Source organism: Phenylobacterium sp. (assembly GCF_036495085.1).
Lineage (GTDB): Bacteria > Pseudomonadota > Alphaproteobacteria > Caulobacterales > Caulobacteraceae > Phenylobacterium.
Map to the genome: position 1 here is coordinate 14,791 of NZ_DASXNL010000172.1, position 26,401 is coordinate 41,191.

A 26,401-nucleotide genomic window follows, 5' to 3' on the forward strand; every position below is an offset into this window, starting at 1 on the left:
GCACGCCTATCTTCCTGCGATGACCGACACGCTCGACGCCGCGCCCGAAACCCTCGCCGACATCGCCCGCGAACCGACCCAGGACGGGCCCAATGTCCGGCTCTATCTCGTGGACGGCTCGGGCTTCATCTTCCGCGCCTTCCATGCGCTGCCGCCTCTGACACGCAAGAGCGACGGCTTGCCGGTGGGGGCGATCGCCGGCTTCTGCAACATGCTGTGGAAGCTGATGGTCGACATGAGGGCCTCGGAAGCGGCGCCGACCCACCTTGCGGTGGTGTTCGACCATTCCGAGCAGACCTTCCGAAACAAACTCTATGACCAGTACAAGGCCCACCGTCCGCCGCCGCCTGAGGACCTTGTCCCGCAATTCCCGCTCGTGCGTGCGGCGACCAAGGCGTTTGGCGTGCCCTGCATCGAGCTGCCCGGCTACGAAGCCGACGACCTGATCGCCGCCTACGCTTGTAAGGTCCGCGACGCTGGCGGGGAGGTGGTGATCGTCTCCTCCGACAAGGACCTGATGCAGCTGGTGGGGCCGAAGGTCTCGATGCTCGACACCATGAAGACGCCGAACCTGCGCATCGGCGCCGAGCAGGTGTTCGATAAGTTCGGCGTGACTCCGGACAAGGTGGTCGACGTTCAGGCCCTCTGCGGCGACAGCGTCGACAATGTGCCGGGAGCGCCGGGGATCGGCATCAAGACCGCCTCGGCGCTGATCACCGAGTATGGGGACCTCGACACGTTGCTCGCCCGAGCCTCGGAGATCAAACAGGATAAGCGCCGCCAGACCCTGATAGATTTCGCCGACCAGATCCGGCTGTCCCGCCAGCTGGTGCAGCTCGACTGCGACACCCCGCTGCCCTCGCCGATCGGCGAGCTGGCGCTGGAAGAACCCAACGCAGAAACGCTGGCGAAATTCCTCGAGGAGATGGAATTCCGCACCTTGGCGCGGCGGGTAAGCGAGGCCCGCGAGGGGCGGGCTCAGGCCACCACGCCGACACCCCCCGCAGCCAAGGCGCCTGAAGCGCCGGTCCACTCAGCCATCGACGTCAACGACTACGAATGCGTCCGGGACCTGGCGAAGCTGGACGCCTGGATCGCCCGCGCCCACAGCGCCGGAATTGTCGCCTTCGACACCGAGACCGACGCACTCTCGGCCTCCAGCGCCAACCTCTGCGGCGTATCGCTGGCCACAGCGCCCGGCGAGGCCTGCTACATCCCGCTCGGCCATGCCCACGAGGGCGAAGGCGGCCTCCAGCTCGACGCACCCCCCGACCTCACCCAGATCCCGCTCAAGGACGCGCTAGCCCGCCTTAAGCCGCTGCTGGAAGACCCTGGCGTTCTCAAGGTCGCCCAGAACGGCAAGTACGACCTGGCCGTCCTTTCGCGGCACGGGATCGAAGTCGCGCCGATCGACGACACCATGCTGATCGCCTTTGCGCTCGAGGGCGGCCTGCACAAGAGCTACGGCATGGGTGAGCTCGCCCAGCGCCTGCTGGGCCACGAGCCGATCAGCTTCAAGGCCGTCGCCGGGACCGGCAAGAAGCAGAAAAGCTTTCGGCACGTCGGCCTCGCCGAGGCGACCTGCTACGCGGCTGAGGACGCCGACGTCACCTTGCGGATCTACCAGCACCTGCGACCGCGGCTGTCGCACGAGCATCTGCTGACCGTCTATGAGACGCTCGAACGGCCCATGCCCAAGGTGCTGGTCGAAATGGAGCTGGCCGGTGTGAAGGTCGACCCGGATCGCCTGCGCAAGCTTTCCTACGATTTCTCGCTGCGGATGGGCGAGCTGGAGCTCGAAGCGCACCGCGTCGCCGGCCGACCATTCAACCTGGGAAGCCCCAAGCAGATCGGCGATCTGCTGTTCAAGGAGATGGGCATGGCGTCCGGCAGGACGACCGCCACCGGGGCCGCGTCAACCGACGCATCCTTGCTCGAAGAGCTGGCGGCCCAGGGCCATGAACTGCCGCGCATCATCCTGGACTGGCGCCAGCTGTCGAAGCTCAAAGGCACCTACACCGACAACCTTGTGGCGGCGATCGATCCCAAGACCAACCGGGTGCACACGTCCTATTCGCTTGCGGCGGCGACGACCGGGCGGCTCGCCTCCTCAGATCCCAACCTGCAGAACATCCCTGTCCGCACTGAAGAGGGCCGTAAGATCCGCCGCGCCTTCATCGCCGAGCCCGGTCAGGTGCTGATCAGCGCCGACTACAGCCAGATCGAACTGAGGTTGCTGGCCCACATCGGCGACATACCACAGCTCAAGCGCGCCTTCGCCGAGGGCCTGGACATCCACGCCATGACAGCGTCCGAGATGTTCGGCGTGCCCGTCGAAGGCATGCCCGCCGAGACTCGCCGGCGCGCCAAGGCGATCAACTTCGGCATCGTCTACGGCATCTCCGCATTCGGCCTCGCCAACCAGCTGTCGATCCCGCGCGAGGAGGCCGGCGCCTACATCAAGACCTACTTCGAACGCTTCCCCGGCATCCGCACCTACATGGACCGCATGCAGCGTCAGGTGCGCGCCGAGGGCTTCGTGACCACGATCTTCGGCCGCAAGGTTCACATCCCGGCCGCCCAGGGCAAGTCCCCGGCCGAGCGCGCCTTCGGCGACCGCGCGGCGATCAACGCCCCGATCCAGGGCGCCGCGGCCGACGTGATCCGTCGGGCCATGGTCCGCATGCCGGCGGCGCTGCGCGAAGCCGGATTAACCGCCAGGATGCTGCTGCAGGTGCACGACGAGCTGATATTCGAAGCGCCGGAAGCCGAGGCCCCGGCAGTCATTGCCGTCGCCAAGCAGGTCATGGAGAAGGCCCCCGAGCCGGCAGTATCGCTCTCGGTCCCCCTGGTCGTTGACGCCCGCGCCGCTTCCAACTGGGACGACGCGCACTAACCAGGAGGCGGCCAGCGGGTGGACGGACGCACGACAACGACCATCCGACCTAGCGTCTCGACGAGGTTGCTTCAACTTCGTCGGCGCTTCGCGGGCGCGCCCTGGGCCGCCACCGTCGAGATGGCGGCGCGCCTCGGGTATGTGGCCAGGGGAGTCGTCTACCTGAGCATCGGGCTGATCGCGCTGCTGGCCGTGGCGCGCCTCGCGCCCAGACCGCGCGGCGCCGTCGGCGCCCTGGAGGCCTGGGGCCACTGGCCGATGGGCGTCGTTTTGCTGTGGCTCATCGGCCTGGGTCTTTACGGGTTTGCAGGCTGGCGGGTGCTGCAGTCGGTCTTCGACGCCGATCGACAGGGAAACAGTGGCAAGGCTTTGGCCAGCAGGGCTGGGCAGGCGCTGAGCGGCCTGATCTACGGGGGCTTGGCGGTCTCCACGTTCGGCCTGATCGATACGATCCACGACCTGCATCGAGCGAATGAAATGGCGGCGGAGCGCGCCACCGTCGCCGCGGTGCTCGCCTGGCCGCTGGGATCGAGCGTGGTCATGGCGACAGGGGCGTTCATCATCGCGTGCGGGCTCGGCAACATGGCCCGCGCGGCGCTCGATGATTTCGGCGCGACGTTGATGTGCGATCCAAAGACCCTCGCCTGGACTTCCTGGCTCGCGCGGAGCGGCTACTTCGGACGCGGTCTGGCTATGCTCCCCGTTGGCGTCTTCATGCTGCGCGCCGGGTGGCATGAACACGCCGCGGAGGTGAAGGGGATCGGCGGCGCGCTCTGGGCCCTGCACGCGCAGTCGGGTGGCGATCTCGTACTGACGTTGGTCGCCCTTGGCCTGATGGCGTTCGGAGCCTTCGCCCTCGTGGAGGCTTGGTTCCGCCCGATCCGTCCGGAAGCCGCGCTCGAATCGGACCTCGGTATACACGGGACATCGCCGCTTCGCGGAGCTTCCGGCGACTGACTCCGTCGAAATTCTAAGATGCTGTTTTACTTGGGGTGTCTACCGCCATCCCGAAGGATGGTGGAGCCGAGGGGAGTCGAACCCCTGACCTCCTCATTGCGAACGAGGCGCTCTACCAACTGAGCTACGGCCCCTAGGGAAAACCCAGGAAGGCGCGGAATAACCCTTTTGGGCCGGGCTCTGTCAAGCCAGTCGCGGCGTCCCCATCGTCGCAGCGGCAGGGGTCAAGCCTTGCCAGAGCGGCAAAGCGCTCTAGAACCTGCGGACCATGGATCCGATCCACTTCGTCATCTTCGTCGTCCGCGCCCTGCTGCAGGCGCTGATCTTCGCCATCATCGTCAGCGCGGTGCTGTCGTGGTTGGTAGCCTTCGACGTGATCAACCTGCGCAACCGCTTCGTCTACAACGTGGCCCACTTCCTCGACGCGGTGACGCGGCCGGTCCTTAGGCCCGTTCAGAGGATCATTCCGCCGCTTGGCGGCGTGGATATCAGCCCGGTCATCGTGATTATCGTGCTCCAGGGCGCGCTTTCCTACCTTATCCCTCCGGCCTGACGGCGAGCGTGCCCATGCTTCTCAGCGTCCGCGTTACGCCTCGGGGCGGCCGCGACGCCATCGAAGGCTGGGTGCGCGACGATGCCGGGCGGGCGGTGCTCAAGGTCCGCGTTGCGGCGGCTGCCGCTGACGGTCTGGCCAATCTTGCGGTTACAGCCCTGCTGGCCAGGGCGCTCGGCCGGCCGAGATCGGCAATCAACCTGGTCTCCGGTCGGACCGCGCGCCTGAAGCGATTCGCGACCGAGGGTCTGAGCGAGGCCGATTTGGCCACGGCTTTCGGGCCAGCCCCGCCATGACGGCTGATTTCGCGTAACCGCCGGAACCTATCGGGGTAGCGCCGGTTAACCCCGGCGATCCCTCGGCATTCCCCCCCGCCGACGGGTCACAAGCCGGCCCGGCGACCCTTCGGCATCCCTTGACCGCGCCGGGCCGGCCCCACGTCTGCGCCCGCCTGGACATCTGCGCCTCTGGCCTTCGCGCGTGACCTTGCGGCAAGATGGGGCATGTCCCAGAACGCGACCAGGGCCGACTTGGCCCGGCTAATCGCCGACGCCCGCCGCATGGTGGTGTTCACCGGCGCCGGTATCTCCACCGAGTCCGGCATACCTGACTTTCGCAGCCCCGGCGGCGTATGGAGCCGGATGAAGCCGATCTATTTCCAGGACTTCGTTAGCGACCAGGCCAAGCGCCGGGAAGCCTGGGAGCGGGCGTTCAGCGGCCGCGCCGGTTGGGTGGGCCGCGAGCCGAACGCCGGTCACATGGCCGTCGCCCGCCTGGTGCAACGCGACAAGGTGGCCGCCGTGATCACCCAGAACGTCGACAACCTGCATCAAGATTCAGGGGTGCCCGCCGACAAGGTGATCGAACTGCACGGGAACGCCAGCTACGCCCGGTGCCTGGAGTGCGGCGAACGCCACGAACTCGCCGAGCTGAAGGAGAGTTTTCTGAAGGCGGGGGAAATTCCCTACTGCCGGCGCTGCGGTGGCCTGGTGAAGACCGCGACCATTTCGTTCGGCCAGGCGATGCCGGCCGAGCCCATGGCGCGGGCCGAGGCCGCGACTCTGGATTGCGACACCTTCCTGGTGCTCGGCTCCTCGTTGGTGGTGCATCCAGCCGCAGGTTTCCCGCTGCTCGCCAAGCGAAACGGCGCGCGGCTTGGCATCGTCAACCGCGAAGCCACCGACCTCGACGGCTTCGCCGACCTCGTACTGCACGACGAGATCGGACCCGCTATGACGTCGGCCTCGCCCGCCAACTGATCGGGGCTATCGTCACTTTGGAGCCGGCGCGGCCGGGGGTGCTGCCGGCGGCGCTCCCGGCGGCGAGGAGACCGGGCCCTGGAAGTTCGCCTGGGCGGTCTGCAGGGACTGCATGGCCTGCTGAATTAGCGACCCGCAGCGCCGGAGCTCCGATTGGAGGTCTGCAGGGGTCATCCGCGCCGCCTCAGTCTTGAGAGCGGCCGTCAGGTCGAGGTTCGGTGCGCGAGCGGTGAGCCGGCCTTCGAAGAAATAGACGCCCAAGGTGCCAGCCTGCGCATTTGCCTTGTTCGAGGCGACCATTCCCATGGTCAACAGGCAGCGAACGTCACCGGTCACCCCGGTGGTGAGCGCCGCAGATCCGGCGGCCGCGGGGGCCGGAGTAGGGTGGGCGGGGGCGTGCGCCGCCTGTGCTGCCGCGGGCGACGCCGCACCCATTACGGCCGCCATGACCGACAGCTTCGTCAATATTCCCATGTTACACCCTCCATCGGCCGAAGTGCGGCTTCGCCGCGGCCTGGCCGCCTTCGTGTTTGCGACACGCCATTCGTGGAATGGTGAAATGGCATGCTTTGGCCGCGCTGTCGTCGGGCCTCGTGCGATAAGCGAGCGCCCCTTTCTGTTTGGGTGGCGCCCGTTAACTAAACTTCGCGCAACCGGTTAACCATGTTTGCGACAACCCAAAGGAGAATGCGCTTGCTTGCGACTGACCTTAACAGATACTGAACAACCGCCGATCTTTGGGAATTAGGGCTTTGGGGGCAATGAGCGCCAGTATCTTTATTAGCTTCGCCTCGCAGGACCACCGCGTGGCGATGACGCTTTGCCAGGCGCTCGAGACCCGCGGCTTCAAGTGCTGGATTTCCTCCCGCGATATCCAGCCGGGAGAGAACTTCCAGGTCGCCATCGTCCGCGCGATCCGACAGGCGAAGATCATGCTGCTGGTCTTCACCAACAATTCCAACAATTCGGAAGAAATGAACAAGGAGCTGGCGCTGGCCAGCCAGAGCAAGCTCATCGTGGTTCCGCTGCGAATTGAGGACGTTACGCCCAACGAGGCGTTCTCCTATGAGTTCGCCACCCGCCAGTGGATCGACTTCTTCGCTGATTGGGAGTTCGCGATCCAGCAGCTTAGCCAGCGCATCGAGTCAGCAACCCATGACGAGCCTCCGGAGGCTCGGCGCGCATCCCCAGCGAGACCCGCTCCGCCTGTTCTCGCTGTCGAGCCGTCGGCTCCCGAGCCGGAAGGCGCCGCCGTCGCGCTGGCAAAACGATTGAAGATCAGCCGGAAGCTGCCCGCGAAGCCGAAGCCGGCCGCAGAAGCTGCGCCGCTAGGCGAAATCGCGACATTCGAGGACGAGCCGATCCTGGCCGACAGCGGCGAGGCCACGACGCCCAACGCCGGCGCCATGGCCTTCCTCCGCGCGCGGCGCAGCGCCGTCTACATCGGCATCTCACTGATTGTCCTGATCGTGGCGGGTATCGGCATCGCGCCCAGCCTGATGAAGCCGAAGGCGGCCCAGAGCGAACCGCGGGCCATGGCCATGCTGCCGGTAGCCCCGCCGTCCAACCTGCAGCGGGTTTCCGTCCCAAGCTCGGCGCCGGCCGCCGACGCTGCGGCCCCGTCCGCTGACGCCGCCTTGGACGCTGCGGCCCCGCCTGCCGACGCCGCCCTAGACGCCGCGCCCAAGGCCCCGCCGCACAAGAAGAAGGCGAAGGCCGCAGTGGCGACCGAGGACGTGCCCTACTGAGTTGCCGGCCCTGCCCGCATGAATGAACGCCCCGAGTGAGGATCAGTCACCGATGACCGCCGCGGATCTGCGTCCGAGCCGCGCGCCGCGCGCCCGCTCGGCTGCCGACCAAAACCAGGCGGCCCCGGCCGATCCGCTGCCAAGGCTGCAGTTCACGCAGATCGCGTTTGCCGGGCATAACCGAAGTGGAGATCTCGGCGACCCGGCCCGCGTCTCGACGGGGCTGGATAACGCCTTCGCCATGCTCGCTGGCGCTGGCGTCCGCGACGCCCGCCTCGTCACCGGCCTCGCAGCCGGCGCAGACCTGCTCGCGGCCAGGGCCTGGGCGGCAGCCGGGCTGGGACCGGTGCACGCCGTGTTCCCGTTCCTCGATGATCCAGTTGAAGGCTGGGCGGCGGAATTGATGGCCTCCGGAACCTGGCTGGATGGGCGAGCAACCGAGACGCTGGGCCGCAATCCATACCTGGCCCAGACGCGATGGCTGATCGGCGCGGCAGACCTGCTGGTTGTGGTCTGGGCCGGAAAGCATGCACGCGGCGCGGGCGGCACCGCGGACGCGGTTCGGCTGGCCCTGGAGCATGGGCTTCCGGTGTTGTGGATAAAGCCGGGCGATCGCCACCCGCCGCGGCTGATCCGACCCGAGCACCTGCATGAGGACTTCGGATTTCTCGAATTCCTTGATGAACTCCGTCTGGGTCGCGAGCCCCTGGTGAGCGTCGCGACGCCGCAACTCCTCCACCAGACGCTCGCCGACCTGGGACTGCGCGCCGAACCGCCGGCCGGGGTGGACGTGCATGGCGCCGGCAGGGCGTCGCGCAAACGCCACCTCGACGGCACGTGGCGGGCCTACGCCGTATTCCGCCGCACGCTTGGCGGGAGAGCGCCGCCCTTCGAGGCGCTCCCGCCGCCCGCGGACCTGGCCGCGGAACCAGGTTTCGTTCGGCTGACCGAGGCTCAGGCGATCGCTGATGAGGAGGCGAGCCGGCTGGGGTCGGTCCATCGTTCCCAACAGGTGATCCTGCTGGGCGTCGCCATCCTGGCGGCCATGGCCGGCTCGGCTGGAGCCGTTTGGCCGCAAACAAAGCTCCTTATGGTGAGCGTCGTCATCTTTCTGGGGTTCGGCGCATATCTGGTTTGGCGCAGCGCCGATCGCGCCGGGCGTCACGAGAGATGGGGAGCCTCGCGGCGCCTCGCCGAGGACCTACGAATGGAACGGGTGGCCTGGGCGCTGGGCGTCAGCACCGTGCCGCACGGCGCCAATATGCTCTCCAGCAGCCCGCCGGCGCGGCAGGTGCGGCGCGAGGCCGGTCTTCCCGGCGGCCCCTTCGCCCGCGATCGCGTCAAGGCATGGGGAGCCTGGGCGGTCGACGACCTGATCGCCGGGCAGGCCGCCTATCACCGCGGCCAGTCGCACATCAATGGCCACGTGTCCCACAAGGTCCACCAGGTGGAGAGCAGCAGCGTCGGCATCCTGATGGTCCTGATGGTGACCTATGTCGCGGCCACTCTCGGCCTGGCGCTCTGGGGCCACCATACGCCCCACTGGTTGAGCGTAAGCGTCGAAGTCGCTGCGACGATCGTGCCTGCCATCGGCGCAGCCTGCCTGGCCCTGGAGGCCACACTGGCGCTGGGTGAGCAGGCTGAGCGGAGCCGCGTTCTCGCCGTGCGGCTCGAAGCGATCGTCGCCGACCTTGGCGACGCCTCGAGTCTGGAGGCCCACCAAGAGGCGGCACGCGCGGCGATCCGACTACAGCGGGCCCAGGAGAACCATTGGAGTGAAGGCACAGGACGCCGGCGCCTGCTGCGGGGCAGCTAAGGCCTAGGTGCTTTCACCGTCGCCGTAGTCATGCAATTCTAGCCACGCTTATTCTGGAGGTTGTCTATGAGTGCCCGCCTAGCCTGCGCAACAGGCGCTCTCCTGCTGCTCGGAGCCTGCGCGAGCCCCGCGGGCCCATCCAAGGCTCCCACGACCGTATCGGCTGCTGCGGCGAACACCACAGCGGTGTTCCGCCCCGCCGACTTCGCCTGGTCCCAGGCTCCCGGAAAGGGCGGGATCGACGGCCAGCTGACCTATGGCCAATCGGGCCAGGCGTTCAGCTGCGCGGCGTCTGCCGTCGTGCTCACGCCCGAGACACCTTGGGTGAAGCGCAGGATGCTGATCCTCTACAACTCCGACCAGGCTTCAATCCTGCCGGCGGCCGAGGTGCGGGCGCGTACTCCGCCGGGGAGCAGCCAGGACTATTCGGCCTATGTTCGCCGCACGACGTGTGACGCAGCCGGGCACTTCACCTTCGCGGGATTGCCCGACGGATCCTGGTTCGTGATCACGGTGGCCAAGCCCGCCGCCGGCGGGGGTCCGCCCGGGCGCGACGTGGCGATCATGCGTCGCGTGACGCTGAAGAACGGCCAGGTAGCAAAAGTGAAGCTGTAAAGTCCCCCGGCCGGCCAAGGACCTCGGGATGGCGACGGGGAAAATCGGACCCGTTGGGGACAAGTGGACGCAAGCATTGCCTAGGGCGCAGGGGCAACGCATCATCGGCGCGTCTCTTCGGGAGATAGCTCATGACTGCGTTCAACGTGGTGCGTTTTCAGGTCAAACCGGGGCGCGAACAGGATTTCCTTGAGGCCCATAAGCACGCTCAGGCTGACTGGGCCGGCCTCAGGCACGCCAGCATCATCAAGACCGCTGAACGCAGCTACTTCATCATCGCGGAATGGGCGGACATGGACACCCTCGCCGCCGCCCGACCGCACATGATTGCTACGCTCGATACTTTCCGGGACACCCTTGAAGACCTCGGCGGCGGCCAGGGAGTCACCGCCCCGGCGTCGGGACCGGTCGTGCTTACGCTGAAGTAAATGTTCGCCTTGCCCCGCGCGAGTTCTCGGGCCCGTTCACGGGCAAGGTGCTTGGGTAGCGGCTTGACGCTGGCGCCCGGATCGGCGGCTCACGGCCTCCTTTTCACCACCCTGGAAGGATGGCGCCGTTGGGTTGCTCGAAAGACTTGAGGGCCGGAATCTACCGCCTCCGCCTTTGTCGAATGGGGCAGCCAAGGTAGGGTTGGCGCTCCCGATACGGAAGCGTCCCCGGATGTCCGACGTCTTCGTCTCTTACGGCCACGCAAAATCCGCCGAGGCTGGCCGGATCGCGCAGGTCCTGCGGGATCTAGGCTATGCAGTCTGGCGCGATGACGACCTCCCAGTACATCGCGACTACTCAGACGTTATCGAGGAACGCCTGCGCGGGTCGAAGGCGGTGCTGGTCTTGTGGTCGACTGACGCGGTCAAGTCCTCGTGGGTGCGCGCCGAGGCGGAGATGGCGCGTGAGGCGGGAACTCTGGTCCAGCTCAATCTGGACACCGTGCCATTGCCTCTTCCCTTCAACCGCATCCAATGCGCCGACCTTTGCGGCTGGACGGGCGACCTTCAGGCGCCCGCCTGGCGGAAGGTCGTCGAGAGCGTGGCCGAATTGGTCGGCGCGCCGGCGGAGCACGTCAATGGGGGCGGCATTGCGCATGGGCCGCTGGCGCTGCCCGATAAGCCTTCGATTGCCGTCCTTCCTTTGACCAATCTCAGCTCCGACGCCGAGCAGGAGTATTTCGCTGACGCGGTGACCGAGGACCTCACGACGGCACTGTCTAGATGGCGGTCCTTCTTCGTCATCGCCCGAAACTCGGCTTTCACTTACAAGGGCCGTGCCGTGGACGTGATGCGGATTGGGCGCGAACTCGGGGTGCGCTACCTGCTCGAGGGCAGTGTTCGCGAAGTCGGGTCTCGTGTGCGTATCAACGCTCAGCTCATAGATGCGGCGGACGGGACTCATATCTGGGCCGACAAGTTCGATCGCGACCTCGTGGATATCCTTGCGCTCCAAGACGAGATCACGGAATTCGTGGTGGCCGCGATCGAGCCGGCATTGCTGCGTCGCGAGGGCGCCCGCGTGGCGCGCAAGGACATCCGGGACTTCACTGCCCTGGATTGCTTCTATCGTGGGATGTCGCACCTCAACGAGGTGTCGCTGGACGGCTATCAGAAGGCGCAGGCGGAATTCCGGGAGGCCATCGCGCGTGATCCAGAGTTGGCCCTGGGCCACATCGGGTTGTCGCGGATTCTCTACGCTGGGGCGATGTACAACTGGTCTGCGGACCCCGGACGCGATCTTCAGGAAGCCTACGCGTCCGCAGCGACCGGGATACGGCTCGATTCCGGCGACGCCTATGGCCCTTTTGCGCTATCGGGGGCCGCGCTCTATCTCGGGCGTCAGTCCGAGGCCTTGGATGCCGCCCAGCGGGCCGTGGCACTGAACGAGAACTTTGCGTTTGGCTACAATCGGCTCGGGCAGGTGCTGGTCCATGTGGGCCGCCCGGCGGAGGCGATCGCGCCGCTGGAGCGCTGTCTGAGGCACAGCCCGTTCGACCCGCAGATGGGGCTCATGCTGTGCGGCCTAGCGCTCGCTCACTATCTGGCCAGGAACTACGCCGAAGCTTGCACTCATGCCAGCGCGGCCACGCAGCACGACTATCCGCCTGCCTTCGCGGTGCTAGGTGCGAGCCTGGCGCGCCAGGGGCGCATTGAAGAGGCGCGGCGGGCAATCCCGGTGGATCTTGTGCCCATGGTGACGGCGCAGGTATCGCGCCTCGTGTCGGCCGCGAATCCGGCTGACCGGGACCATCTGCTTGAAGGCATAGCCCTCGCTGGGCAGGCCATGACGGCGCCCGTTGAGGCCACCAGCGGTTCACTGTGAAGTTGGGCGGAGCGCTCGGCCATCGCGGCGAAGAATTCGGCGTTCTTGCCGTCATCGACCCGTGGCAATTGGATCGTCCCCTGGATAGCGGCCGCGGTACAGCACGGTGATCCCGCAAGCCATGTCCCAGATCGTAAGCTCATAGTCATAGGCGGGCGCCAACGCGAAGACGATGGTCCGTGGAGGCGTCGCTTTAAGTGCCAGATACATCACCCCACGTAGGCCATCCCGAATTGCAGGTGGGATGCTCTCGACATACGCGGCGACAACTTTCCTGAAGTCCCCATCGTCGTCGTCAACGAGAAAACCTAGATCCAACATCTTGCCGGGCGCAAACTCTTCCGCTCGGCGCGCGAGATGGACGACGCCTTCATCGTCGAAATGGCGATTTAGGCGACGAAGGAGATTGTAGAACGCCACCATGACATCCACCTCGAAATCTCAGGATTTCAGACGTCGCCACCTCGTCAGGCGTAGCCTTGACGGCTGATGAGAATTTAACAATGGGATTCTGTCGTTAGGCGAACGACGTTCCATCCGCTTCGGGAGCAAGCAGCCAAGGCGGCCGAGCCGGCTGGGTCGGCCCGGAGTTGTTACCTATGTCTTAGGTGCGACCTGTCACCCATCTGTCCGGACCGGACAAATGTGAAAGGTGGTGCCGCCAGGGTGACTCGAACACCCGACCTACGCATTACGAATGCGCCGCTCTACCGGCTGAGCTATGGCGGCCCATGGGCCTAGATTCCGGGTGCGGTCGGAGGGCCCGGCCGCGAAGGAGCGCCTATTTAGCGGCTCTCGGCGCGCTCGCCAAGCGGCCTCGGCTTTGGCGCCGACGCGGCGGCGAAGGCGCCTGCTCGGCCATCGGCAAATCGTCTTCACCGTAGGCCTCGTCGTCCACCGGATAAGGCGCGGGCTCAAGACCGTCGGCGATGATGAACGGCGCGGCGTCAGCGTAGGCGATCGGAAGTTCCGGCAGTTCGCTCAGGCCGCGTTCGTTGCGCTCGTGGCGCGGATGGATGAGCTCACCGGTCTCCGAATAGGTGATTACAAGGCGGGACCAGTCGGCCGGCTGGTATGCGAACGCGCGGCCTTCGGGGTCCAGGTCGGACCAATCAGGCTCATGAGCGGCGTTCAAGCCCTGGGCCAGCCACAGGCGAGCCTCGTCCGGCTGGCCTGAGGCGAAAGCCACGCGGGCGCGCAGGCCGGCGATTCGCGCTGTGACCGGTTCGCCCTCGAGCGCCTGCATCGCGCCACGCGCCTGGGCCGCATCTGCGATAATCAGCGCGCGCTCGACATTGAGGATCCGGCTTTCGCGGTGCGCGGGGTTCTGGGCGGCAAGGGCGACCAGCCGATCTGCGCGCTCGGGCGGAGTCTCGTTGGTCTTCAGGTCGCGGTAGGCAAGCCAGAGCGCCGGATGCGGCGCGATCTTCCAGGCAGTCTCCAGGGTCGCTGAGGCCCGGCCGAGCTTGCCGTCAGCGGCCAACAGGCGCGCGGCCATCGCCACGCCCGGCGCGAATCCGGGCTGCAACTTGGCCGCTTCGACGGCGCGATCCAGCGCCTGGCCACGCGACTTGAGATCATCGGACTGTTCAAGCTGGGCCGCCAGTGCGGCGAGCAGGGCTGCGCGCGCCCGTTCGCCTGTCACCTGGGGGATGATCCTGCGGTCGACGGCGTTCTTGACGAGTTCCAAGCCGGCGCTCCATTCGGCCGCGTCGAGGCGGGCTTCCAGCAGGGCGCGCCAGGCCCACCGGGCGCTGCGCGTCTCGCTGAAGGCTTCCTGGGCGTGGCGCAGCGCCGTCTCGCGCTCCCCTTGGGCGAGGGCGAGCTGCATCAGCCCCTTGTGGCCAGCAAGGCGCATTTCTGGAAAGCCCAGCATGGCCGAATAGACAGCACGGGCCGCCGCGGCGTCACCGGCGGCCTCTGCGGCCTGAGCGGCAAGCACCCGAACCAGACCCGGCGCCTCGTCGGCGAGGTCGGCGGCCTTCCGGGCCAGTCGCCGCGCTTCCGAACCGTCGCCGGCTGCGGCCGCCAGGAAACCCCGGGTCAGGGCCTCGTTGGCCTGTCGGCGGCGGCTTTCGGCGCGGGCGCGTTCGGCGCGCTGCGGCGCGGCCAGGATCCACAGGAGTGTCCGCCAGCCAATCGTCGCCATGAGCGACGCGAAAAACACGATCAGCACCGCGGTGGCGGCGGTCATATCCGCCCGCCAGCCTAGCCAGGTGAGACTGGCGTGGCCGGCGTCGCCGGCCAGCGCCAGCATGGCGACCACAACCGCAGCAACCACCAGCACCACCAGGCTTGCGCGGATCATGCGCCGCCTCTCGCCTCGGCGGCGAGCGCCTGGAGCGCCTGGGCTCGGAGCGCCTGGGCGTTGCGGTCGATCTCTGCGCGCCGTTCCGCCCGATCGCGCCACGGCGCCATGGCGTCCCGCGCGGCCGGCGGAAGGCGATCGAGGGTGCGCAGCGCATGATCGAGATCGCCATCCTCTACCTGCCGCTCGGCAAGAGCCAGGACGCCATCGACGCCGTCGCCGGATGCGTCGCCGACCCGTCTGAGGCTGACGATTCGGGAAAGGGCATAGACGATACGATCGCCCAACCCCGCCTTGTCACCAGGCGCGTGCCCAGCGCTGGCGGCACGGGCCGCATAGTCGGGGAAGCTCGCGGCAAGCGCCGTGCGGCTAGGGGCGCCGACCTGGGCGAGGCGGGCGAGGGACTGCAGTTCCGGAGAGGGCGGGGAGATCACCCGCAGGCTTTCCAATTCCTCGGCGAAGGGCGCCGTGCCCTGCGAGGCCTCCACCACGACCGAGGCGGCGAGCGCGGCCGCGGCGGCTTGGGAGGTGTGCGCCTGCTGCGCCTCAAGGCTGGTCACCCGCGCGGCGAGCCGCTCGACGTCAGGCGAGGGTAGCGCGGGCGGCGGGGCGACCGGGACCGGGGCCGGGACGGGGAGGGAAGAAGTGGGGGCTTGCGTCGTCGAGGCGACCGGGACAATCGCCTTTGACGCGGATCTTAGGGGAAAGAGCCTGGGTCCCAGGTTTGCGACGCCCACGCCGGCCACGATGCAGAGCATGCCGAAGGCCACCATCGCCCAGACGGTGAAGCCGAAGACCGAACGCGACTTAGCGGAGGGAGCTTGCGTCGGCGCGGCGCTCCCGGGGACGTCGAGGGGCGGAATCATGGATTGCGGTCTATCAGATTCAGCAACGCCCCCTCGAGGGGCATGGAAGGGTAGACCTTGGCGGCCAGCGGGATGCGCGCCAGCGGCTTGACGACCGCCTTCGACAGGCCAAAGGCCCTCAGCTTTGGCGATGGATAAGCCTTCAGGAGGGTGGCCAGGACCTGGGCCGCGCGGGGTGAATGCAGTAGCGCCGCATCCGCCTGCACCAGTTGCCTGGCGAAATCGGCCTCCAATCGCACGGGCGCGGTTTCGTAGAGGATCAACCGGCGGGCGGCCACGCCGTGCTTCTCAAGCGCGCCGGCCAGGTCTCCGGCCGGTTCGGCTGCGCCCGGATGCAGCACGGCGCCGCGCAACTCGGTGCGGCGGAGCGCTATGCCCTCGGCCAGGGCGTCAACGTCCCCGTCAGCGGAGAGCACCAGCTTGAATCCTGCCGCGCGGGCGGCCTGCGCGGTGGCTGCGCCGACCGCAAAAACCCTGAGCGAGCGCTCCGCACTGAGGTCGGAGAACGCGCGCACGCCGTTGGCGCTCGTGAACGCCAGCGCTGCGACGCCCGACAGGTCGACCTCAACGTCTTCGATCGCCCGCACGGCCAAGAGCGGCGCGACGATCGCCTCATGCCCCAGCGCCCGGACGCGCTCAGCGGTGACATCGGCTCCGGGCTGGGCGCGGGTGATCCAGATTCGTTGACGACGACGGGCCATGCGGACCTTCTAACGCAGACAGGTTTAACCTTCTGCAAACCGTATTCGATCGGTCTGTCCAGACGGGAGCTTCACTATGCGCCTCGGCGGCGTGCTGGCGGTGCTGATCCTGGGGTCGGCGTCCGCGGCGAGAGCGCAGGACCTGGCCGACGCGCACGTTTTCGTAAGCGCACTATACGCCGCCTATCAGCGACACGAGCCGGCTCATCTCGGTCGGCAGGCCAGGGCGGTATTTTCCCCTCGCATTCTGGCCCTGATTCGCCTGGATACCGCGCGCACCCCGGCAGGGGATATCGGCGCCCTCGATGGCGATCCGATCTGCGACTGTCAGGACGCCGGCGGCCTTCGGGTCGAAGACGTGCAGATCAGCGGCGGCGGCGATGCGCGCGCCAACGCCACGGTTCGCCTCCGGTTTCCCGACGGGCCCAGGACGATGCGTCTGGATCTGGTCGGGCTCAACAGTCACTGGCGCGTGGACGATGTTCACACTGAGTCGATACCCAGCCTGGTCAAATACCTTGAGCAACATGCGGGGGGCCGCTGAGGCGGGAATTCCTGTACACTGGCCACGCCGCCGGAGAAGCCTGATGTCTGATGACAACGACGAGACCCCTATCCAGCGCGTACTGCGTCTGAAGAACGAGAAGATCGCGGCCCGCCCAAAGCCGCCGAGGGGCGGCAAGTTCCAACGCGAGCAGGCCGCGGCGGCTCACTCGTCGTCGAAATCCAAGCCCTGGATGTCGCGTTAGGCCGCCACAAGAGGCTAGGCGAGGATCGCGTCTCCAGCTTCGTCGCGTATGGCGAGCCCAAGGGACAAGCCGAGGTCGCGTGCCGAGACTTGCGGATCGGCGAGTTCGGTCATGTCCGCCTCGCCGGCGTGCCGGAAGCGCTCGCGGCCGTTGGTCGACAAGGCTTCGACGATCAGCTTCAGGCGCGCGCCCTCGAACCACGCATGCGCGCCGATGGCGGTCTTGCAGGAGCCTTCAAGCGCTGCGAGCGCGCCGCGTTCCGCGGCGACGGCGACCGTCGTAGGACCGTGCGCGATCGCCTGCACCCAAGCTGCGTCGCGGTCCTGGCTGCGGGTTTCGATGGCAAGCGCCCCCTGGCCTGGAGCCGGCGGGCATTCGACGGGATCGATCAGGCTTTGCGACAGGTGGGCCAGGCCAAGTCGCTTTAGCCCGGCAAACGCCAGCAGGATCGCGTCGGCCTCGCCGGCCTGAAGCTTGGCAAGCCGGGTGTCGACATTGCCGCGCAGCATCCGCACATCAAGGTCAGGTCGGCGGTGCAGGGCCTGAGCCTGCCGCCGAAGGCTCGCCGTGCCGAGCACCGCGCCCTGCGCCAGATCCTCCAGTCGCTCAGCCTTGTGGCTGAGGAAGGCGTCGCGCGGATCCTCGCGCTCAGGGATGGCGGCGATGCAGAGCCCGTCCGGGAGGATTGCGGGCATGTCCTTCAGCGAATGGATCGCGCAGTCGATTCGCCCGGCGATCAGAGCTTCCTCGATTTCCTTGGTGAACATGCCTTTTCCACCGATCTCGAGCAGACGACGGTCCTGCACCCGATCTCCGGTGGTGGTGATCACGACCAAAGGCGCGACACGCTCGACCTCGTCGGGGACGTCCGGGTCGGCGCCAAGGGCGGCCGCGATCCGGCGTTGCATGTGGCCGGCCTGAGCGAGCGACAGCTTTGAGCCGCGGGCGCCGATCCGGACTGGCGGTTGCGTGGGCACGGGCGGCGGTCTACCTCGGAGCGGATTGAATGCGCCTGCTACAGGAGCAGGCGCCCCCCGGCAACCGGATGACCGTCAGCACTTACACCGTCCTTGGACTCGAAACGAGCTGCGACGAGACCGCTGCGGCCGTGGTCCGCCGTGGGCCGGACGGCGGCGTGGATGTCTTGTCCTCCATCGTGGCGAGCCAGATCGCCGCGCACGCCCCCTTCGGCGGCGTGGTGCCGGAGATCGCCGCCCGCGCGCACGTAGAGAACATCGACGCCATCGTTGCGCGGGCGCTGGCGGACGCCGGGCTGGGCTTTGGCGACCTCACCGGCGTCGCAGCCACCGCCGGCCCGGGTCTGGTGGGCGGCGTGATGGTTGGCCTCTCGTTCGGCAAGGCCGTCGCGCTGGCTCGGAGCTTGCCGCTGGTGGCCGTGAACCACCTGGAGGGGCACGCGGTCTCCGCCAGGCTTGCGGCGGATCTCGACTATCCGTTCCTGCTGCTGTTGGTGTCCGGCGGCCATTGTCAGCTCCTGGCGGTCGATGGCGTCGGCGCCTGCCGCAGGCTGGGCTCGACCATCGACGACGCCGCCGGCGAGGCGTTCGATAAGATCGCCAAGACCCTGGGCCTACCCTACCCCGGCGGCCCGGCGCTTGAAGCGCTGGCGGAGGGCGGCGATGCCGCACGGTTCACGCTGCCTCGCATGCTGCTGGGACGAAAGGATTGTGACTTCTCCTTCTCCGGCCTGAAGACCGCGGCTGCGCGGATCGCCGAGGGGCTGACCACCCATGCCGAGCGTCGCGATCTGGCCGCGGCCGTGCAAGGGGCCATCGCCAACCAACTCGCCGAACGGAGCGACCGGGCGATGATCGCCTACGCCCTGGCCCACCAGGGCCGCAGCCTTCGTTTCGTCGTGGCGGGCGGCGTGGCGGCCAACCGGGCTGTGAGGACGCGGCTGGAGGCGACGGCGCAGTCGCGTGGCTTTTCCTTCACGGCGCCGCCTCTCGCCTACTGCACCGACAACGCCGCAATGATCGCCCTCGCCGGAGCCGAACGGCTGGCGCTGGGGATTTCCGATCCGCTCGACGCACCCGCCCGGCCGCGCTGGCCGCTGGACGCGGCCGCCGCCAGCTCCAAGCCGACCCACATTCCAGGCCGCAAGGGCGCGAAGGCATGACCCCCCCTCCCTCCAGGAAGACGGCCGGCGTCATCGGCGGCGGGGCGTGGGGCACCGCGCTCGCGCAGGTCTGCGCGCGGGCGGGCCTCAAGACGACGCTGTGGGCGCGCGAGGCCGAGGTGGTGGCCAGCATCAACACAAGCCACGAGAACACCAGCTTCCTGGCGGGGATCGACCTCGATCCGACGATCGGCGCCACGGGCGACCTCGCAGATCTGGCAGGGAGCGACGTGGTGCTGGCCGTTGCGCCTGCCCAGCATTTGCGCGCCGCGCTGACGGCCTTCGCCCCACACGCCCGCGACGGCCTGCCGATCCTGCTATGCGCCAAGGGCGTCGAGCAGGGCTCGCTGAAGCTGATGACCGAGGTGCTGGCCGAGACGATCCCCGCCGCCGCCCCTGGGGTGCTGTCAGGCCCGAGTTTCGCCGGTGAGGTGGCCCGCGGCCTGCCGACCGCGGTCACCTTGGCCTGCGCAGATGAGGACTGCGCTCGCGACCTCGCAGAGCTGATCGCGACGCCAGCCTTTCGGCCCTACTTCGCCACCGACATGATCGGCGCGGAGGCCGGGGGGGCGGTGAAGAACGTCCTGGCCATCGCCTGCGGTATCGTAGAGGGCAGAGGTCTTGGACGCAGCGCGCATGCCGCCCTCATCACGCGGGGTTTCTCCGAACTTTCCAGGCTGGCGGTGGCGCTGGGCGGCCAGGCCGAAACGGTAGCCGGGCTTTGCGGCCTCGGGGATTTGGTGCTGACCTGCTCCAGCCCGCAGTCGCGCAATATGAGCGTGGGACTGGCGCTCGGGCGCGGTCAGACGCTGAACGAAGCCCTCGCAGACAAGCTTTCCGTGGCCGAAGGCGTCGCCTCTGCGCCCGCTGTCCGCCAATTGGCGAAGAAGCTCGCTGTCGACGTCCCGATCTGCGAGGCCACCGCCGCCATCCTGGCCGGGGAAGTCGGCGTCGACGACGCCATCCGCGGCCTGCTCTCCCGACCCCTTCGCGAGGAATAATCGATGCCGCTTTTCATGCTTGCCTGTTTCGACAAGCCCAACGCGCTCGATCTGCGCATGGCCACCCGGGAGGCGCACCTGGCCTATGTCCGGGACAACATGGCGCTGGTGAAGGTGGCCGGACCCATGCTGGACGCGGCCGATGGCATGGCCGGGTCGCTGTTCATCCTGGAGGCGGAGGATCGGGCGCAGGTCGCAGCGTTCAACGCCGCAGACCCCTACCAGAAGGCGGGCCTTTTCGATCAGGTCGAGATTCGAGGCTTTCGCGCGTCCATTGGCCAACTCTAGCGACAATCCCGCCCGCCCGGCGTCGGGCGTGCGGCTCTGCGCTCTGGCCGAGATCGCCGATCCCGGGTCAAGGGGCTTCCGCTTCCGCGCCGACAGCCGCCTGTTCGCCGGGTTCATCGTGCGCAGGGGCGAGCTGGTCCTGGGCTATGTCGACAATTGCCCGCATGCAGGCTGGCCGCTCGGCGTCCTCGACGAACGCTACCTCACCCGTAGCGGTGACCACATTCTCTGCTCCGGCCATGGCGGCCTTTTCACGCTGGACGGCGAGGGCGCTACGAATCCCTGCCTTGGCCTGAGCCTTACGCCCTGGCCCGTCGTGGTGCGGGAGGGCGAGATACTCACGGCGTAGGGCGCACCAGGAGCCTCCTGAAGCGTTAGGTGGAAACGGAAGGAGGCTGCTCATGCGAGTCCTCACGACCGCGATCGCGTTCGCACTGGCCGGGTCGACCCCTGCGTTCGCCGCCATGACCATAACCAGCCACGATCTTGCGCCAGGGGGATCGATTCCCGCGGCGCACATCCATCAACGCTGCGGAGGCCAGAACATCTCGCCGGACTTGTCCTGGAGCGGAGCGCCGGCCGCTGCGAAGAGCCTTGTGCTGAGCGTGATCGATCTCGACGTGAAGCCGGCGCTCTGGTCGCACTGGATCGTCGTGGATCTGCCGACGAGCGCCAAGGACTTGCCGCGTGCGGCGAGCACGCTGCCGCCCGGCGCACGCGCGGTGATCAGCAACTTCGGGGAAGCCGCCTACGCCGGACCCTGTCCCCCGAAGGGTAGCGGCCCGCACCGCTACGAGTTCACCATCTGGGCGATGCCGACCGCCAAGACCGCCGTGTCCGCCGATCAGCCCGCCAACGAACTGCGGGCGAAGCTCTCGGCAGCCGCCATCGACCACGCCTCCTTCACATCGACAGTCACCGCCAAGCCCTAACCGGGCGCGGCCTCGTTGCTGAACGCTGCGACGTCGTCAATCAAACCTGCGACTGCGGCGGCCACCAGTTCGCCACCCTTTTCCGGGGTCGCCTGACCAGGATCGGAGCCCATGCGGCCGTCGGGGTATCGGGCCCGGAAGTCCAGGGCCTCGCGGATCGGGCCAGTGGGCGCGATCTGAGGCGCGTAGTTCGCCGACTTGATTGCGTCGGGGTAGCCCCACTGAGTGACGGCGATCTCCGAGGGCGTGGCATGGCTGCCGTGGCCGGTGGGGAACTGGCGACTTGCGAGGGACATGACCCCCTTCAGCTCCCACCAGTTCTTCTGTCGGCACGCAAAGCCGCGGTTGCGCTGGCTGTAGGTGGCCTCCGCGTAGAGTTCAGAGAAGGCGGCGTCGATCGTGGCGACGTTGCCGCCGTGTCCGTTCAGGAAATAGAGCTTCTCAAAGCCCGCCAGGCCAAGGCTGCGGCACCAGTCGCCGATCGCCGCCATGAACGTGGAGGGCCGAAGCGCAATGGTGCCCGGGAAGCCCAGATGATGCTGGGCCATGCCGATGTTGAAGGTCGGTGCGACCAAGATGTCGGCGGTCTTCTGCGCTTCGTGGGCGATGATCTCGGGGCAGAGCCAGTCCGTACCCAGCAGGCCCGTGGGCCCGTGCTGCTCGTTGGAGCCGATGGGAATCACCACCGTCTTTGAGCGTTTCAGGTAGTCCTCGATCTCCTGCCAGGTCGAAAGGTGCAGCAGCATGAAAAGCCTCGTGGATGAATCACCCTTCGCATAGGCCCTGCGGCAAGGCCGGGCTAGGGGCGCTTCAGATCGGCCGCTTGCAGGCCGACGAGCCGCCAGGCCTTGCCGGTCTTGCCGAACGACAGCAGGCAGCGGGTCTTGCCTGAGTCCTGCACACAGACGTGGGCTTTGTCCCTGACAGTCAGCGCCGGCGCGACTTGCGCGGCCGTGGGAGCCGGCGGCAACGCTGCGCGGGCGACCGCCAGCCCGATTGTCTGCGGAGTAACCATCCGGTCCATGGCGAATTCGGAGGGACCGCCATTCACGTCGACCCCGTTGGCTCGGCCGAGTTCGGTCAGTTGGCCGCGCAGGTCGGAACGCAGGGCGGGGCGATCCAACGCGGTTTCGATGGCGGCGACGTCGTTTCTTTGAACCGCGCCAAGGAACGTCGCGATGTCCTTTGCGGCATCGGGGCGGACGTCGCGGCTGCAGGCCGCCGACGACAAGGCAAGCGCCGAAAATGCGACCAGCAGACCTTTGTGAAGCATGCGCCGGACCATGGCGGCGCCCGGCGTTTGGGGCAAGCGCAGCCACAGGTTCTCTGCCGCGGTTGTTGCGCGCACCGGCGCTCTCCGCATACTCCAAGGGGCAGACAGGTTAATTCGGGAGTGAGCGCAGTGTCCGACGGCGAGGTATTTCCGGTTCCCGAGCCCTGGGCGAAAAACGCCCTGATGAACGCCGCCGGCTATGAGGCCGCCGTGGCGCGCGTCGAAAGCGACCCCGACGCCTATTGGACGGACGTCGCCAACCGCCTGGACTGGATCAAGCCGTTCACCCAGGTGAAGGACGTTTCCTTCGACGCCAAGGACTTCCGGGTCCGCTGGTACGCCGACGGCGTGCTGAATGTCTCCGCAAACTGCATCGACCGACATTTGCCCGAGCGGGCCGACCAGGCGGCCTTGATCTGGGAAAGCGACGATGGTGCGAGCAGCGACATCATCACTTACGGCCAGTTGCACGCCGAAGTCTGCCGCATGGCCAACCTCCTCAAGGCCAAGGGCGTCAAGAAGGGCGATCGCGTCACCATCTACCTGCCGATGATCCCGCAGGCGGCCTATGCGATGCTGGCCTGCGCGCGGATCGGGGCGATCCATTCGGTGATCTTCGGCGGCTTCTCTCCCGACAGCATCTCCGGACGCATCCAGGACTGCGATTCGCGGATCGTCATCACCGCCGATGAGGGCCTGCGCGGTGGAAAGCCTGTGCCGCTGAAGCGGAACGTCGATGAAGCCTTGAAAACGTGTCCCGGGGTCACCGACGTCATAGTGGTTCGCCGTACTCGGGCCGAGGTGCCGATGTCCGAGGGGCGCGATGTCTTCTATCCCGACGTCAAAGCCACCGCCGCCGACCAGTGCGACCCCGAGCCGATGAACGCGGAGGATCCGCTGTTCATCCTCTACACGTCGGGCTCGACAGGTAAGCCGAAGGGCGTGCTGCACACCACCGGCGGCTACCTGACCTGGGCCGCGCACACTCATGAGCTGGTGTTCGACTATCGGCCGGGCGAGGTATTCTGGTGCACCGCCGATGTCGGTTGGGTCACGGGCCACAGCTATGTCGTCTATGGGCCGCTCGCCAACGCTGCGACTTCGGTGATGTTCGAGGGCGTTCCGAACTATCCGACCTCCTCGCGCTTCTGGGAGGTCTGCGACAAGCACAAGGTGGAGATCTTCTACACGGCGCCGACCGCCATCCGCGCCTTGATGCGCGAGGGCGAGGAGCCGGTGAAGCGGACGTCACGAAGCTCGATCCGCCTGCTGGGGACGGTCGGCGAGCCGATCAACCCTGAAGCCTGGCTCTGGTATCATCGCGTCGTGGGCGAGGAACGCTGCCCAATCGTCGACACCTGGTGGCAAACCGAAACGGGCGCATGCCTGATGACACCATTGCCCGGCGCAATGGCGCTGAAACCGGGGTCCTGCGCCAAGCCGCTGCCTGGCGTGAAACCGCAACTGGTGGACGCCGAGGGCAAGGTGCTGGAGGGCGCCGTCAGCGGCAACCTGTGCCTTACGGACAGCTGGCCCGGCCAGATGCGCACGGTCTACGGCGACCACGAGCGCTTCATCTCGACCTATTTCACGACCTACCCGGGCACGTACTTCACCGGCGACGGCGCGAGGCGCGACGAGGACGGCTACTACTGGATCACCGGCCGGGTTGACGACGTGATCAACGTCTCCGGTCACCGCCTAGGCACTGCCGAGATCGAGAGCGCGCTGGTCGCAGACCCGAAGGTCGCCGAGGCCGCGGTGGTCGGCTACCCGCACGAGATCAAGGGCCAGGGCATCTACTGTTTCGTGACGCTGAAGTCCGATGTGCAGCCCTCCGCCGCCCTGGAGCCGGAGCTCCGCGACTGGGTGCGCCGCGAGATCGGCCCCTTCGCCTCGCCGGACGTCATCCAGTTCGCCCCGGGCCTGCCGAAGACACGATCTGGGAAGATCATGCGCCGCATCCTCCGCAAAGTGGCCGAAGGCGACATCGCCAACCTTGGCGACACCTCGACGCTTGCTGACCCCTCGGTGGTCGACGACCTGGTGCGCAACCGCGCAAAGAAGCCGGCCACGGCCTAGGGCCGGGCCGGACCAGGTCCGTGCGCATCTTCCCCATTCTGCTCGCCCTCGCAGTGAGTTCACCGGCGGCGGCCCTCGACCTTGGCCCCAAGGCCCAGGCGTTGCTGGACCGCGGCCGGCCCTACGCGGAAGTCACGCCGGACTCCGATGGGACGTCCGGCGTCATCCGGGCGGCCATCGACATCGCCGCCCCGATCGGGGCGGTCTGGAGCGTGATGACCGACTGCGATCTCGCACCGAAGATGGTGGCCAACCTCAAGAGCTGCCGCATCCTCGAGCGAGACCCGCAGGGTCGCTGGGACATTCGGGAGCAGGTCAGCAGGATGACCTTCCTGCCCTCCGTCCGAAGCGTCTTCCGGGAAGACTTCGAGCCGCCGAACAAGATGACCTTCCACCGAATCGACGGCGATCTGGACGTGCTGGAGGGAGAGTGGCGGCTGACGCAGCATGGCGAGCGCGTGCGGGTGACCTACGAGGCCCGGGTCGCCGCGCCCTTCGCGGTGCCAGGCTGGATAGCTCGGCTTGCGCTGCGCCATGACGTGCCGATGGCGCTGCTGGCGATGCGCCGCGAGGCCATCGCCCGCGCAACCAAGGCCCCATGAGCCCCGACCTTCCGGCGGCCCTGCGCGCGGCGCTTGGGGACGCCCTTGAGGGCGTGCCTCGCAAGGGGCTGGCGGAACGCGCTGGGCGAACTTCACAGGCCTATCGCGCCGGCCGTACCTCGGCAGGGGTGATCCGCGAAACCGAGGATGCGCTGGCCTATGCGGTGACCCGCCTGCCTGCGACCTATGCGGCCTGCGCCGCGGTCATGGGCGAAGCCTCACGTATGGCGCCCGGATTCAGGCCCAGGACGCTGCTGGACGCGGGCGCAGGGACAGGGGCTGCAAGTTGGGTCGCGACTGAAGTCTGGCCGGGCCTCGAAACGGTGACATGGCTGGACGCCAACCCGCAGTTTCTGGCGTTGGCCGCCCGGCTGGCGGCCGGGGGGCCGGCGGCGTTGCGCAATGCCGAGACGGTCCGCGCCGACCTGACGACATCAACAGGCTGGCCGAGAGCCGAGGTCGTCGTGGCGAGCTACGCGCTGGCGGAGATCGAAACCGATCACCAGACTTCGGTAGTTGTCGAATTATGGGCTGCTTGCGACGGCGTTCTGGCGCTCGTCGAGCCCGGCACCCCGGCCGGGTATGGCCGCATCTTGGCCGCCCGGGCCACGCTCATCCAATCCGGCGCGGTGATACTCGCGCCCTGCCCCCACGCCGCGGCTTGTCCGTTGGTCGGGGAGGACTGGTGTCACTTCTCCGTCCGCCTGCCTCGCAGCCGCGATCATCGCCTCGCCAAAGGCGCCGAGGTCCCATTTGAGGACGAGCGCTTCAGCTACCTGATCGCGGCCCGTCCGAAGATCGCAGCGGCCCCACGCCAGCCGCGCATCCTGGCCCCGCCCCGCGTCGGAAAACCCGGCATCGCCCTGAAGCTCTGTGGCCTTGACGGGGGTCTCGACCACAGGCTCATCACGAAGCGGGAGAAGCCCGCCTATGCTGCGGCGAGGCGGCTGGACTGGGGCCAAGTTCTCTAGACAGCTCCGGTTCGGAAAGCTCGCGTATCGAAAAGTCCGGCTCCCGGAAAAAGCGCTCTCGGATGCCACTTGAGGTGGCCGGAATGCCGGTTCACAACGTCGGTATATTCCTAGCGATCCAATTTCCAGGAACCTGCTTATGCCCAAGAGCCGTGAGATCCATCTCCTGCAGCGCCCCACCGGCGCGCCGAAGCCGGGCGACTTCGCCCTGATCGAGCGCGACGTGGCCGACGCGGCGGACGGCGAAGTGCTTGTCGAGAACCTCTACATGTCCGTGGACCCGGCCATGCGGCCCAGGCTCACCGCAGGCCAGGCGCTTGGCGAAGCCATG

28 protein-coding genes, 2 tRNA genes and 1 pseudogene are annotated in these 26,401 nt (G+C 67.5%); 21 read left to right on the plus strand and 10 right to left on the minus strand.

From position 1 onward, the window contains the following. The first annotated feature begins 19 nt into the window (after positions 1-19). On the plus strand, positions 20-2,896 hold the full coding sequence (polA, locus tag VGI62_RS19070) for a DNA polymerase I (RefSeq protein ID WP_331506142.1): 2,877 nt from the start codon (positions 20-22) through the stop codon (positions 2,894-2,896). An 18-nt stretch (positions 2,897-2,914) separates the two neighbouring features. After that, positions 2,915-3,853, plus strand: coding sequence for a DUF1206 domain-containing protein (locus VGI62_RS19075; protein ID WP_331506143.1), 939 nt, complete (start codon positions 2,915-2,917; stop codon positions 3,851-3,853). Positions 3,854-3,911: 58 nt separating this feature from the next. Here VGI62_RS19075 and VGI62_RS19080 read toward each other — a convergent pair. Next, positions 3,912-3,987: transfer RNA gene (locus tag VGI62_RS19080), tRNA-Ala, on the minus strand. A gap of 134 nt (positions 3,988-4,121) precedes the next feature. Here VGI62_RS19080 and VGI62_RS19085 point away from each other — a divergent pair. From VGI62_RS19085 to VGI62_RS19095, 3 genes are all read left to right on the plus strand, one after another. Further along, positions 4,122-4,406, plus strand: coding sequence for a YggT family protein (locus VGI62_RS19085; RefSeq protein WP_331506144.1), 285 nt, complete (start codon positions 4,122-4,124; stop codon positions 4,404-4,406). A gap of 14 nt (positions 4,407-4,420) precedes the next feature. Then, entirely contained in the window at positions 4,421-4,702 is a 282-nt protein-coding gene (locus VGI62_RS19090) for a DUF167 family protein (RefSeq protein WP_414695708.1), read from the plus strand. Between the two features lie 207 nt (positions 4,703-4,909). Continuing rightward, positions 4,910-5,665 carry a Sir2 family NAD-dependent protein deacetylase gene (locus VGI62_RS19095; RefSeq protein ID WP_331506145.1) on the plus strand — a complete coding sequence of 252 codons (756 nt, stop codon included), beginning with the start codon at positions 4,910-4,912 and terminating at the stop codon, positions 5,663-5,665. 12 nt (positions 5,666-5,677) lie between these two features. Here the strand turns inward: VGI62_RS19095 and VGI62_RS19100 are convergent, their stop codons facing one another. Beyond that, positions 5,678-6,139, minus strand: coding sequence for a hypothetical protein (locus VGI62_RS19100; RefSeq protein WP_331506146.1), 462 nt, complete (start codon positions 6,137-6,139; stop codon positions 5,678-5,680). Between the two features lie 287 nt (positions 6,140-6,426). Here VGI62_RS19100 and VGI62_RS19105 point away from each other — a divergent pair, with 287 nt between their 5' ends. The 5 genes from VGI62_RS19105 to VGI62_RS19125 all read left to right on the plus strand — a co-directional run bounded on the left by VGI62_RS19105 (position 6,427) and on the right by VGI62_RS19125 (position 12,157). After that, positions 6,427-7,413, plus strand: a complete 987-nt coding sequence (locus VGI62_RS19105; RefSeq protein ID WP_331506148.1) for a toll/interleukin-1 receptor domain-containing protein — start codon at positions 6,427-6,429, stop codon at positions 7,411-7,413. Between the two features lie 52 nt (positions 7,414-7,465). Then, complete coding sequence (locus VGI62_RS19110; RefSeq protein ID WP_331506149.1) at positions 7,466-9,229, plus strand: hypothetical protein; 1,764 nt, start codon at positions 7,466-7,468, stop codon at positions 9,227-9,229. A gap of 66 nt (positions 9,230-9,295) precedes the next feature. Further along, positions 9,296-9,844, plus strand: coding sequence for a hypothetical protein (locus tag VGI62_RS19115; protein ID WP_331506150.1), 549 nt, complete (start codon positions 9,296-9,298; stop codon positions 9,842-9,844). Positions 9,845-9,975: 131 nt separating this feature from the next. After that, on the plus strand, positions 9,976-10,272 hold the full coding sequence (locus VGI62_RS19120; RefSeq protein WP_331506152.1) for an antibiotic biosynthesis monooxygenase: 297 nt from the start codon (positions 9,976-9,978) through the stop codon (positions 10,270-10,272). A 232-nt stretch (positions 10,273-10,504) separates the two neighbouring features. Further along, a complete protein-coding gene (locus VGI62_RS19125) occupies positions 10,505-12,157 on the plus strand; it encodes a TIR domain-containing protein (protein WP_331506153.1) in 1,653 nt (550 codons plus the stop codon). Between the two features lie 51 nt (positions 12,158-12,208). Here VGI62_RS19125 and VGI62_RS19130 read toward each other — a convergent pair whose 3' ends face one another. From VGI62_RS19130 to VGI62_RS19150, 5 genes are all read right to left on the minus strand, one after another. Beyond that, the gene (locus VGI62_RS19130; protein WP_331506154.1) at positions 12,209-12,577 is read right to left on the minus strand and encodes a hypothetical protein; all 369 of its coding nucleotides are present in this window, start codon (positions 12,575-12,577) and stop codon (positions 12,209-12,211) included. 233 nt (positions 12,578-12,810) lie between these two features. Beyond that, positions 12,811-12,886 (minus strand) — tRNA-Thr (locus tag VGI62_RS19135). A 52-nt stretch (positions 12,887-12,938) separates the two neighbouring features. Further along, on the minus strand, positions 12,939-14,465 hold the full coding sequence (locus tag VGI62_RS19140; RefSeq protein ID WP_331506155.1) for a heme biosynthesis HemY N-terminal domain-containing protein: 1,527 nt from the start codon (positions 14,463-14,465) through the stop codon (positions 12,939-12,941). Beyond that, positions 14,462-15,331 carry a hypothetical protein gene (locus VGI62_RS19145; protein WP_331506156.1) on the minus strand — a complete coding sequence of 290 codons (870 nt, stop codon included), beginning with the start codon at positions 15,329-15,331 and terminating at the stop codon, positions 14,462-14,464. Before VGI62_RS19145 ends, VGI62_RS19140 begins: the two co-directional genes overlap by 4 nt. Beyond that, positions 15,328-16,032, minus strand: a complete 705-nt coding sequence (locus tag VGI62_RS19150) for a uroporphyrinogen-III synthase (RefSeq protein ID WP_331506157.1) — start codon at positions 16,030-16,032, stop codon at positions 15,328-15,330. The genes VGI62_RS19145 and VGI62_RS19150 overlap by 4 nt, the downstream gene beginning before the upstream one ends. Before the next feature lie 76 nt (positions 16,033-16,108). Here VGI62_RS19150 and VGI62_RS19155 point away from each other — a divergent pair, with 76 nt between their 5' ends. Both VGI62_RS19155 and VGI62_RS19160 read left to right on the plus strand, forming a co-directional pair. Next, a complete protein-coding gene (locus tag VGI62_RS19155) occupies positions 16,109-16,576 on the plus strand; it encodes a DUF3828 domain-containing protein (protein WP_331506158.1) in 468 nt (155 codons plus the stop codon). Positions 16,577-16,619: 43 nt separating this feature from the next. Continuing rightward, on the plus strand, positions 16,620-16,781 hold the full coding sequence (locus VGI62_RS19160) for a hypothetical protein (protein ID WP_331506159.1): 162 nt from the start codon (positions 16,620-16,622) through the stop codon (positions 16,779-16,781). Between the two features lie 14 nt (positions 16,782-16,795). Here the strand turns inward: VGI62_RS19160 and hemC are convergent, their stop codons facing one another. Further along, a complete protein-coding gene (gene hemC, locus VGI62_RS19165; RefSeq protein ID WP_331506160.1) occupies positions 16,796-17,758 on the minus strand; it encodes a hydroxymethylbilane synthase in 963 nt (320 codons plus the stop codon). A 68-nt stretch (positions 17,759-17,826) separates the two neighbouring features. Here hemC and tsaD point away from each other — a divergent pair, with 68 nt between their 5' ends. The 5 genes from tsaD to VGI62_RS19190 are packed head-to-tail and all read left to right on the plus strand — an operon-like array spanning position 17,827 to position 21,142. Beyond that, the gene (gene tsaD / locus VGI62_RS19170; RefSeq protein ID WP_331506174.1) at positions 17,827-18,921 is read left to right on the plus strand and encodes a tRNA (adenosine(37)-N6)-threonylcarbamoyltransferase complex transferase subunit TsaD; all 1,095 of its coding nucleotides are present in this window, start codon (positions 17,827-17,829) and stop codon (positions 18,919-18,921) included. Then, entirely contained in the window at positions 18,918-19,922 is a 1,005-nt protein-coding gene (locus VGI62_RS19175) for an NAD(P)H-dependent glycerol-3-phosphate dehydrogenase (protein WP_331506161.1), read from the plus strand. The genes tsaD and VGI62_RS19175 overlap by 4 nt, the downstream gene beginning before the upstream one ends. A 3-nt stretch (positions 19,923-19,925) precedes the next feature. Next, positions 19,926-20,210, plus strand: a complete 285-nt coding sequence (locus VGI62_RS19180; RefSeq protein WP_331506162.1) for a YciI family protein — start codon at positions 19,926-19,928, stop codon at positions 20,208-20,210. A 28-nt stretch (positions 20,211-20,238) separates the two neighbouring features. After that, a complete protein-coding gene (locus VGI62_RS19185; RefSeq protein ID WP_414695709.1) occupies positions 20,239-20,559 on the plus strand; it encodes a Rieske (2Fe-2S) protein in 321 nt (106 codons plus the stop codon). Positions 20,560-20,611: 52 nt separating this feature from the next. After that, positions 20,612-21,142, plus strand: coding sequence for a YbhB/YbcL family Raf kinase inhibitor-like protein (locus VGI62_RS19190; protein WP_331506164.1), 531 nt, complete (start codon positions 20,612-20,614; stop codon positions 21,140-21,142). Here the strand turns inward: VGI62_RS19190 and VGI62_RS19195 are convergent. Next, on the minus strand, positions 21,139-21,888 hold the full coding sequence (locus tag VGI62_RS19195) for a creatininase family protein (RefSeq protein WP_331506166.1): 750 nt from the start codon (positions 21,886-21,888) through the stop codon (positions 21,139-21,141). The genes VGI62_RS19190 and VGI62_RS19195 overlap by 4 nt on opposite strands. A gap of 53 nt (positions 21,889-21,941) precedes the next feature. Then, the gene (locus VGI62_RS19200; RefSeq protein WP_331506167.1) at positions 21,942-22,490 is read right to left on the minus strand and encodes a hypothetical protein; all 549 of its coding nucleotides are present in this window, start codon (positions 22,488-22,490) and stop codon (positions 21,942-21,944) included. Between the two features lie 54 nt (positions 22,491-22,544). Between VGI62_RS19200 and acs the strand changes: the two genes are divergently transcribed. The 4 genes and pseudogenes from acs to VGI62_RS19220 all read left to right on the plus strand — a co-directional run. Next, on the plus strand, positions 22,545-24,497 hold the full coding sequence (gene acs / locus VGI62_RS19205; RefSeq protein ID WP_331506169.1) for an acetate--CoA ligase: 1,953 nt from the start codon (positions 22,545-22,547) through the stop codon (positions 24,495-24,497). Between the two features lie 20 nt (positions 24,498-24,517). Continuing rightward, the gene (locus VGI62_RS19210; protein ID WP_331506170.1) at positions 24,518-25,099 is read left to right on the plus strand and encodes an SRPBCC family protein; all 582 of its coding nucleotides are present in this window, start codon (positions 24,518-24,520) and stop codon (positions 25,097-25,099) included. Then, entirely contained in the window at positions 25,096-26,070 is a 975-nt protein-coding gene (locus VGI62_RS19215; protein WP_331506171.1) for a small ribosomal subunit Rsm22 family protein, read from the plus strand. The genes VGI62_RS19210 and VGI62_RS19215 overlap by 4 nt, the downstream gene beginning before the upstream one ends. Positions 26,071-26,209: 139 nt before the next feature. Then, positions 26,210-26,401: pseudogene (locus tag VGI62_RS19220) on the plus strand (NADP-dependent oxidoreductase); the annotation flags it as partial.

Bases quoted from the DNA above. Each gene is read 5' to 3' on its own strand.
- polA (WP_331506142.1), top strand. From the start codon at position 20: ATGACCGACACGCTCGACGCCGCGCCCGAAACCCTCGCCGACATCGCC.
- VGI62_RS19085 (WP_331506144.1), top strand. From the start codon at position 4,122: ATGGATCCGATCCACTTCGTCATCTTCGTCGTCCGCGCCCTGCTGCAG.
- VGI62_RS19090 (WP_414695708.1), top strand. From the start codon at position 4,421: ATGCTTCTCAGCGTCCGCGTTACGCCTCGGGGCGGCCGCGACGCCATC.
- VGI62_RS19095 (WP_331506145.1), top strand. From the start codon at position 4,910: ATGTCCCAGAACGCGACCAGGGCCGACTTGGCCCGGCTAATCGCCGAC.
- VGI62_RS19100 (WP_331506146.1), bottom strand. From the start codon at position 6,139: ATGGGAATATTGACGAAGCTGTCGGTCATGGCGGCCGTAATGGGTGCG.
- VGI62_RS19105 (WP_331506148.1), top strand. From the start codon at position 6,427: ATGAGCGCCAGTATCTTTATTAGCTTCGCCTCGCAGGACCACCGCGTG.
- VGI62_RS19110 (WP_331506149.1), top strand. From the start codon at position 7,466: ATGACCGCCGCGGATCTGCGTCCGAGCCGCGCGCCGCGCGCCCGCTCG.
- VGI62_RS19115 (WP_331506150.1), top strand. From the start codon at position 9,296: ATGAGTGCCCGCCTAGCCTGCGCAACAGGCGCTCTCCTGCTGCTCGGA.
- VGI62_RS19120 (WP_331506152.1), top strand. From the start codon at position 9,976: ATGACTGCGTTCAACGTGGTGCGTTTTCAGGTCAAACCGGGGCGCGAA.
- VGI62_RS19125 (WP_331506153.1), top strand. From the start codon at position 10,505: ATGTCCGACGTCTTCGTCTCTTACGGCCACGCAAAATCCGCCGAGGCT.
- VGI62_RS19140 (WP_331506155.1), bottom strand. From the start codon at position 14,465: ATGATCCGCGCAAGCCTGGTGGTGCTGGTGGTTGCTGCGGTTGTGGTC.
- VGI62_RS19145 (WP_331506156.1), bottom strand. From the start codon at position 15,331: ATGATTCCGCCCCTCGACGTCCCCGGGAGCGCCGCGCCGACGCAAGCT.
- VGI62_RS19150 (WP_331506157.1), bottom strand. From the start codon at position 16,032: ATGGCCCGTCGTCGTCAACGAATCTGGATCACCCGCGCCCAGCCCGGA.
- VGI62_RS19155 (WP_331506158.1), top strand. From the start codon at position 16,109: ATGCGCCTCGGCGGCGTGCTGGCGGTGCTGATCCTGGGGTCGGCGTCC.
- VGI62_RS19160 (WP_331506159.1), top strand. From the start codon at position 16,620: ATGTCTGATGACAACGACGAGACCCCTATCCAGCGCGTACTGCGTCTG.
- tsaD (WP_331506174.1), top strand. From the start codon at position 17,827: ATGACCGTCAGCACTTACACCGTCCTTGGACTCGAAACGAGCTGCGAC.
- VGI62_RS19175 (WP_331506161.1), top strand. From the start codon at position 18,918: ATGACCCCCCCTCCCTCCAGGAAGACGGCCGGCGTCATCGGCGGCGGG.
- VGI62_RS19180 (WP_331506162.1), top strand. From the start codon at position 19,926: ATGCCGCTTTTCATGCTTGCCTGTTTCGACAAGCCCAACGCGCTCGAT.
- VGI62_RS19190 (WP_331506164.1), top strand. From the start codon at position 20,612: ATGCGAGTCCTCACGACCGCGATCGCGTTCGCACTGGCCGGGTCGACC.
- VGI62_RS19195 (WP_331506166.1), bottom strand. From the start codon at position 21,888: ATGCTGCTGCACCTTTCGACCTGGCAGGAGATCGAGGACTACCTGAAA.
- VGI62_RS19215 (WP_331506171.1), top strand. From the start codon at position 25,096: ATGAGCCCCGACCTTCCGGCGGCCCTGCGCGCGGCGCTTGGGGACGCC.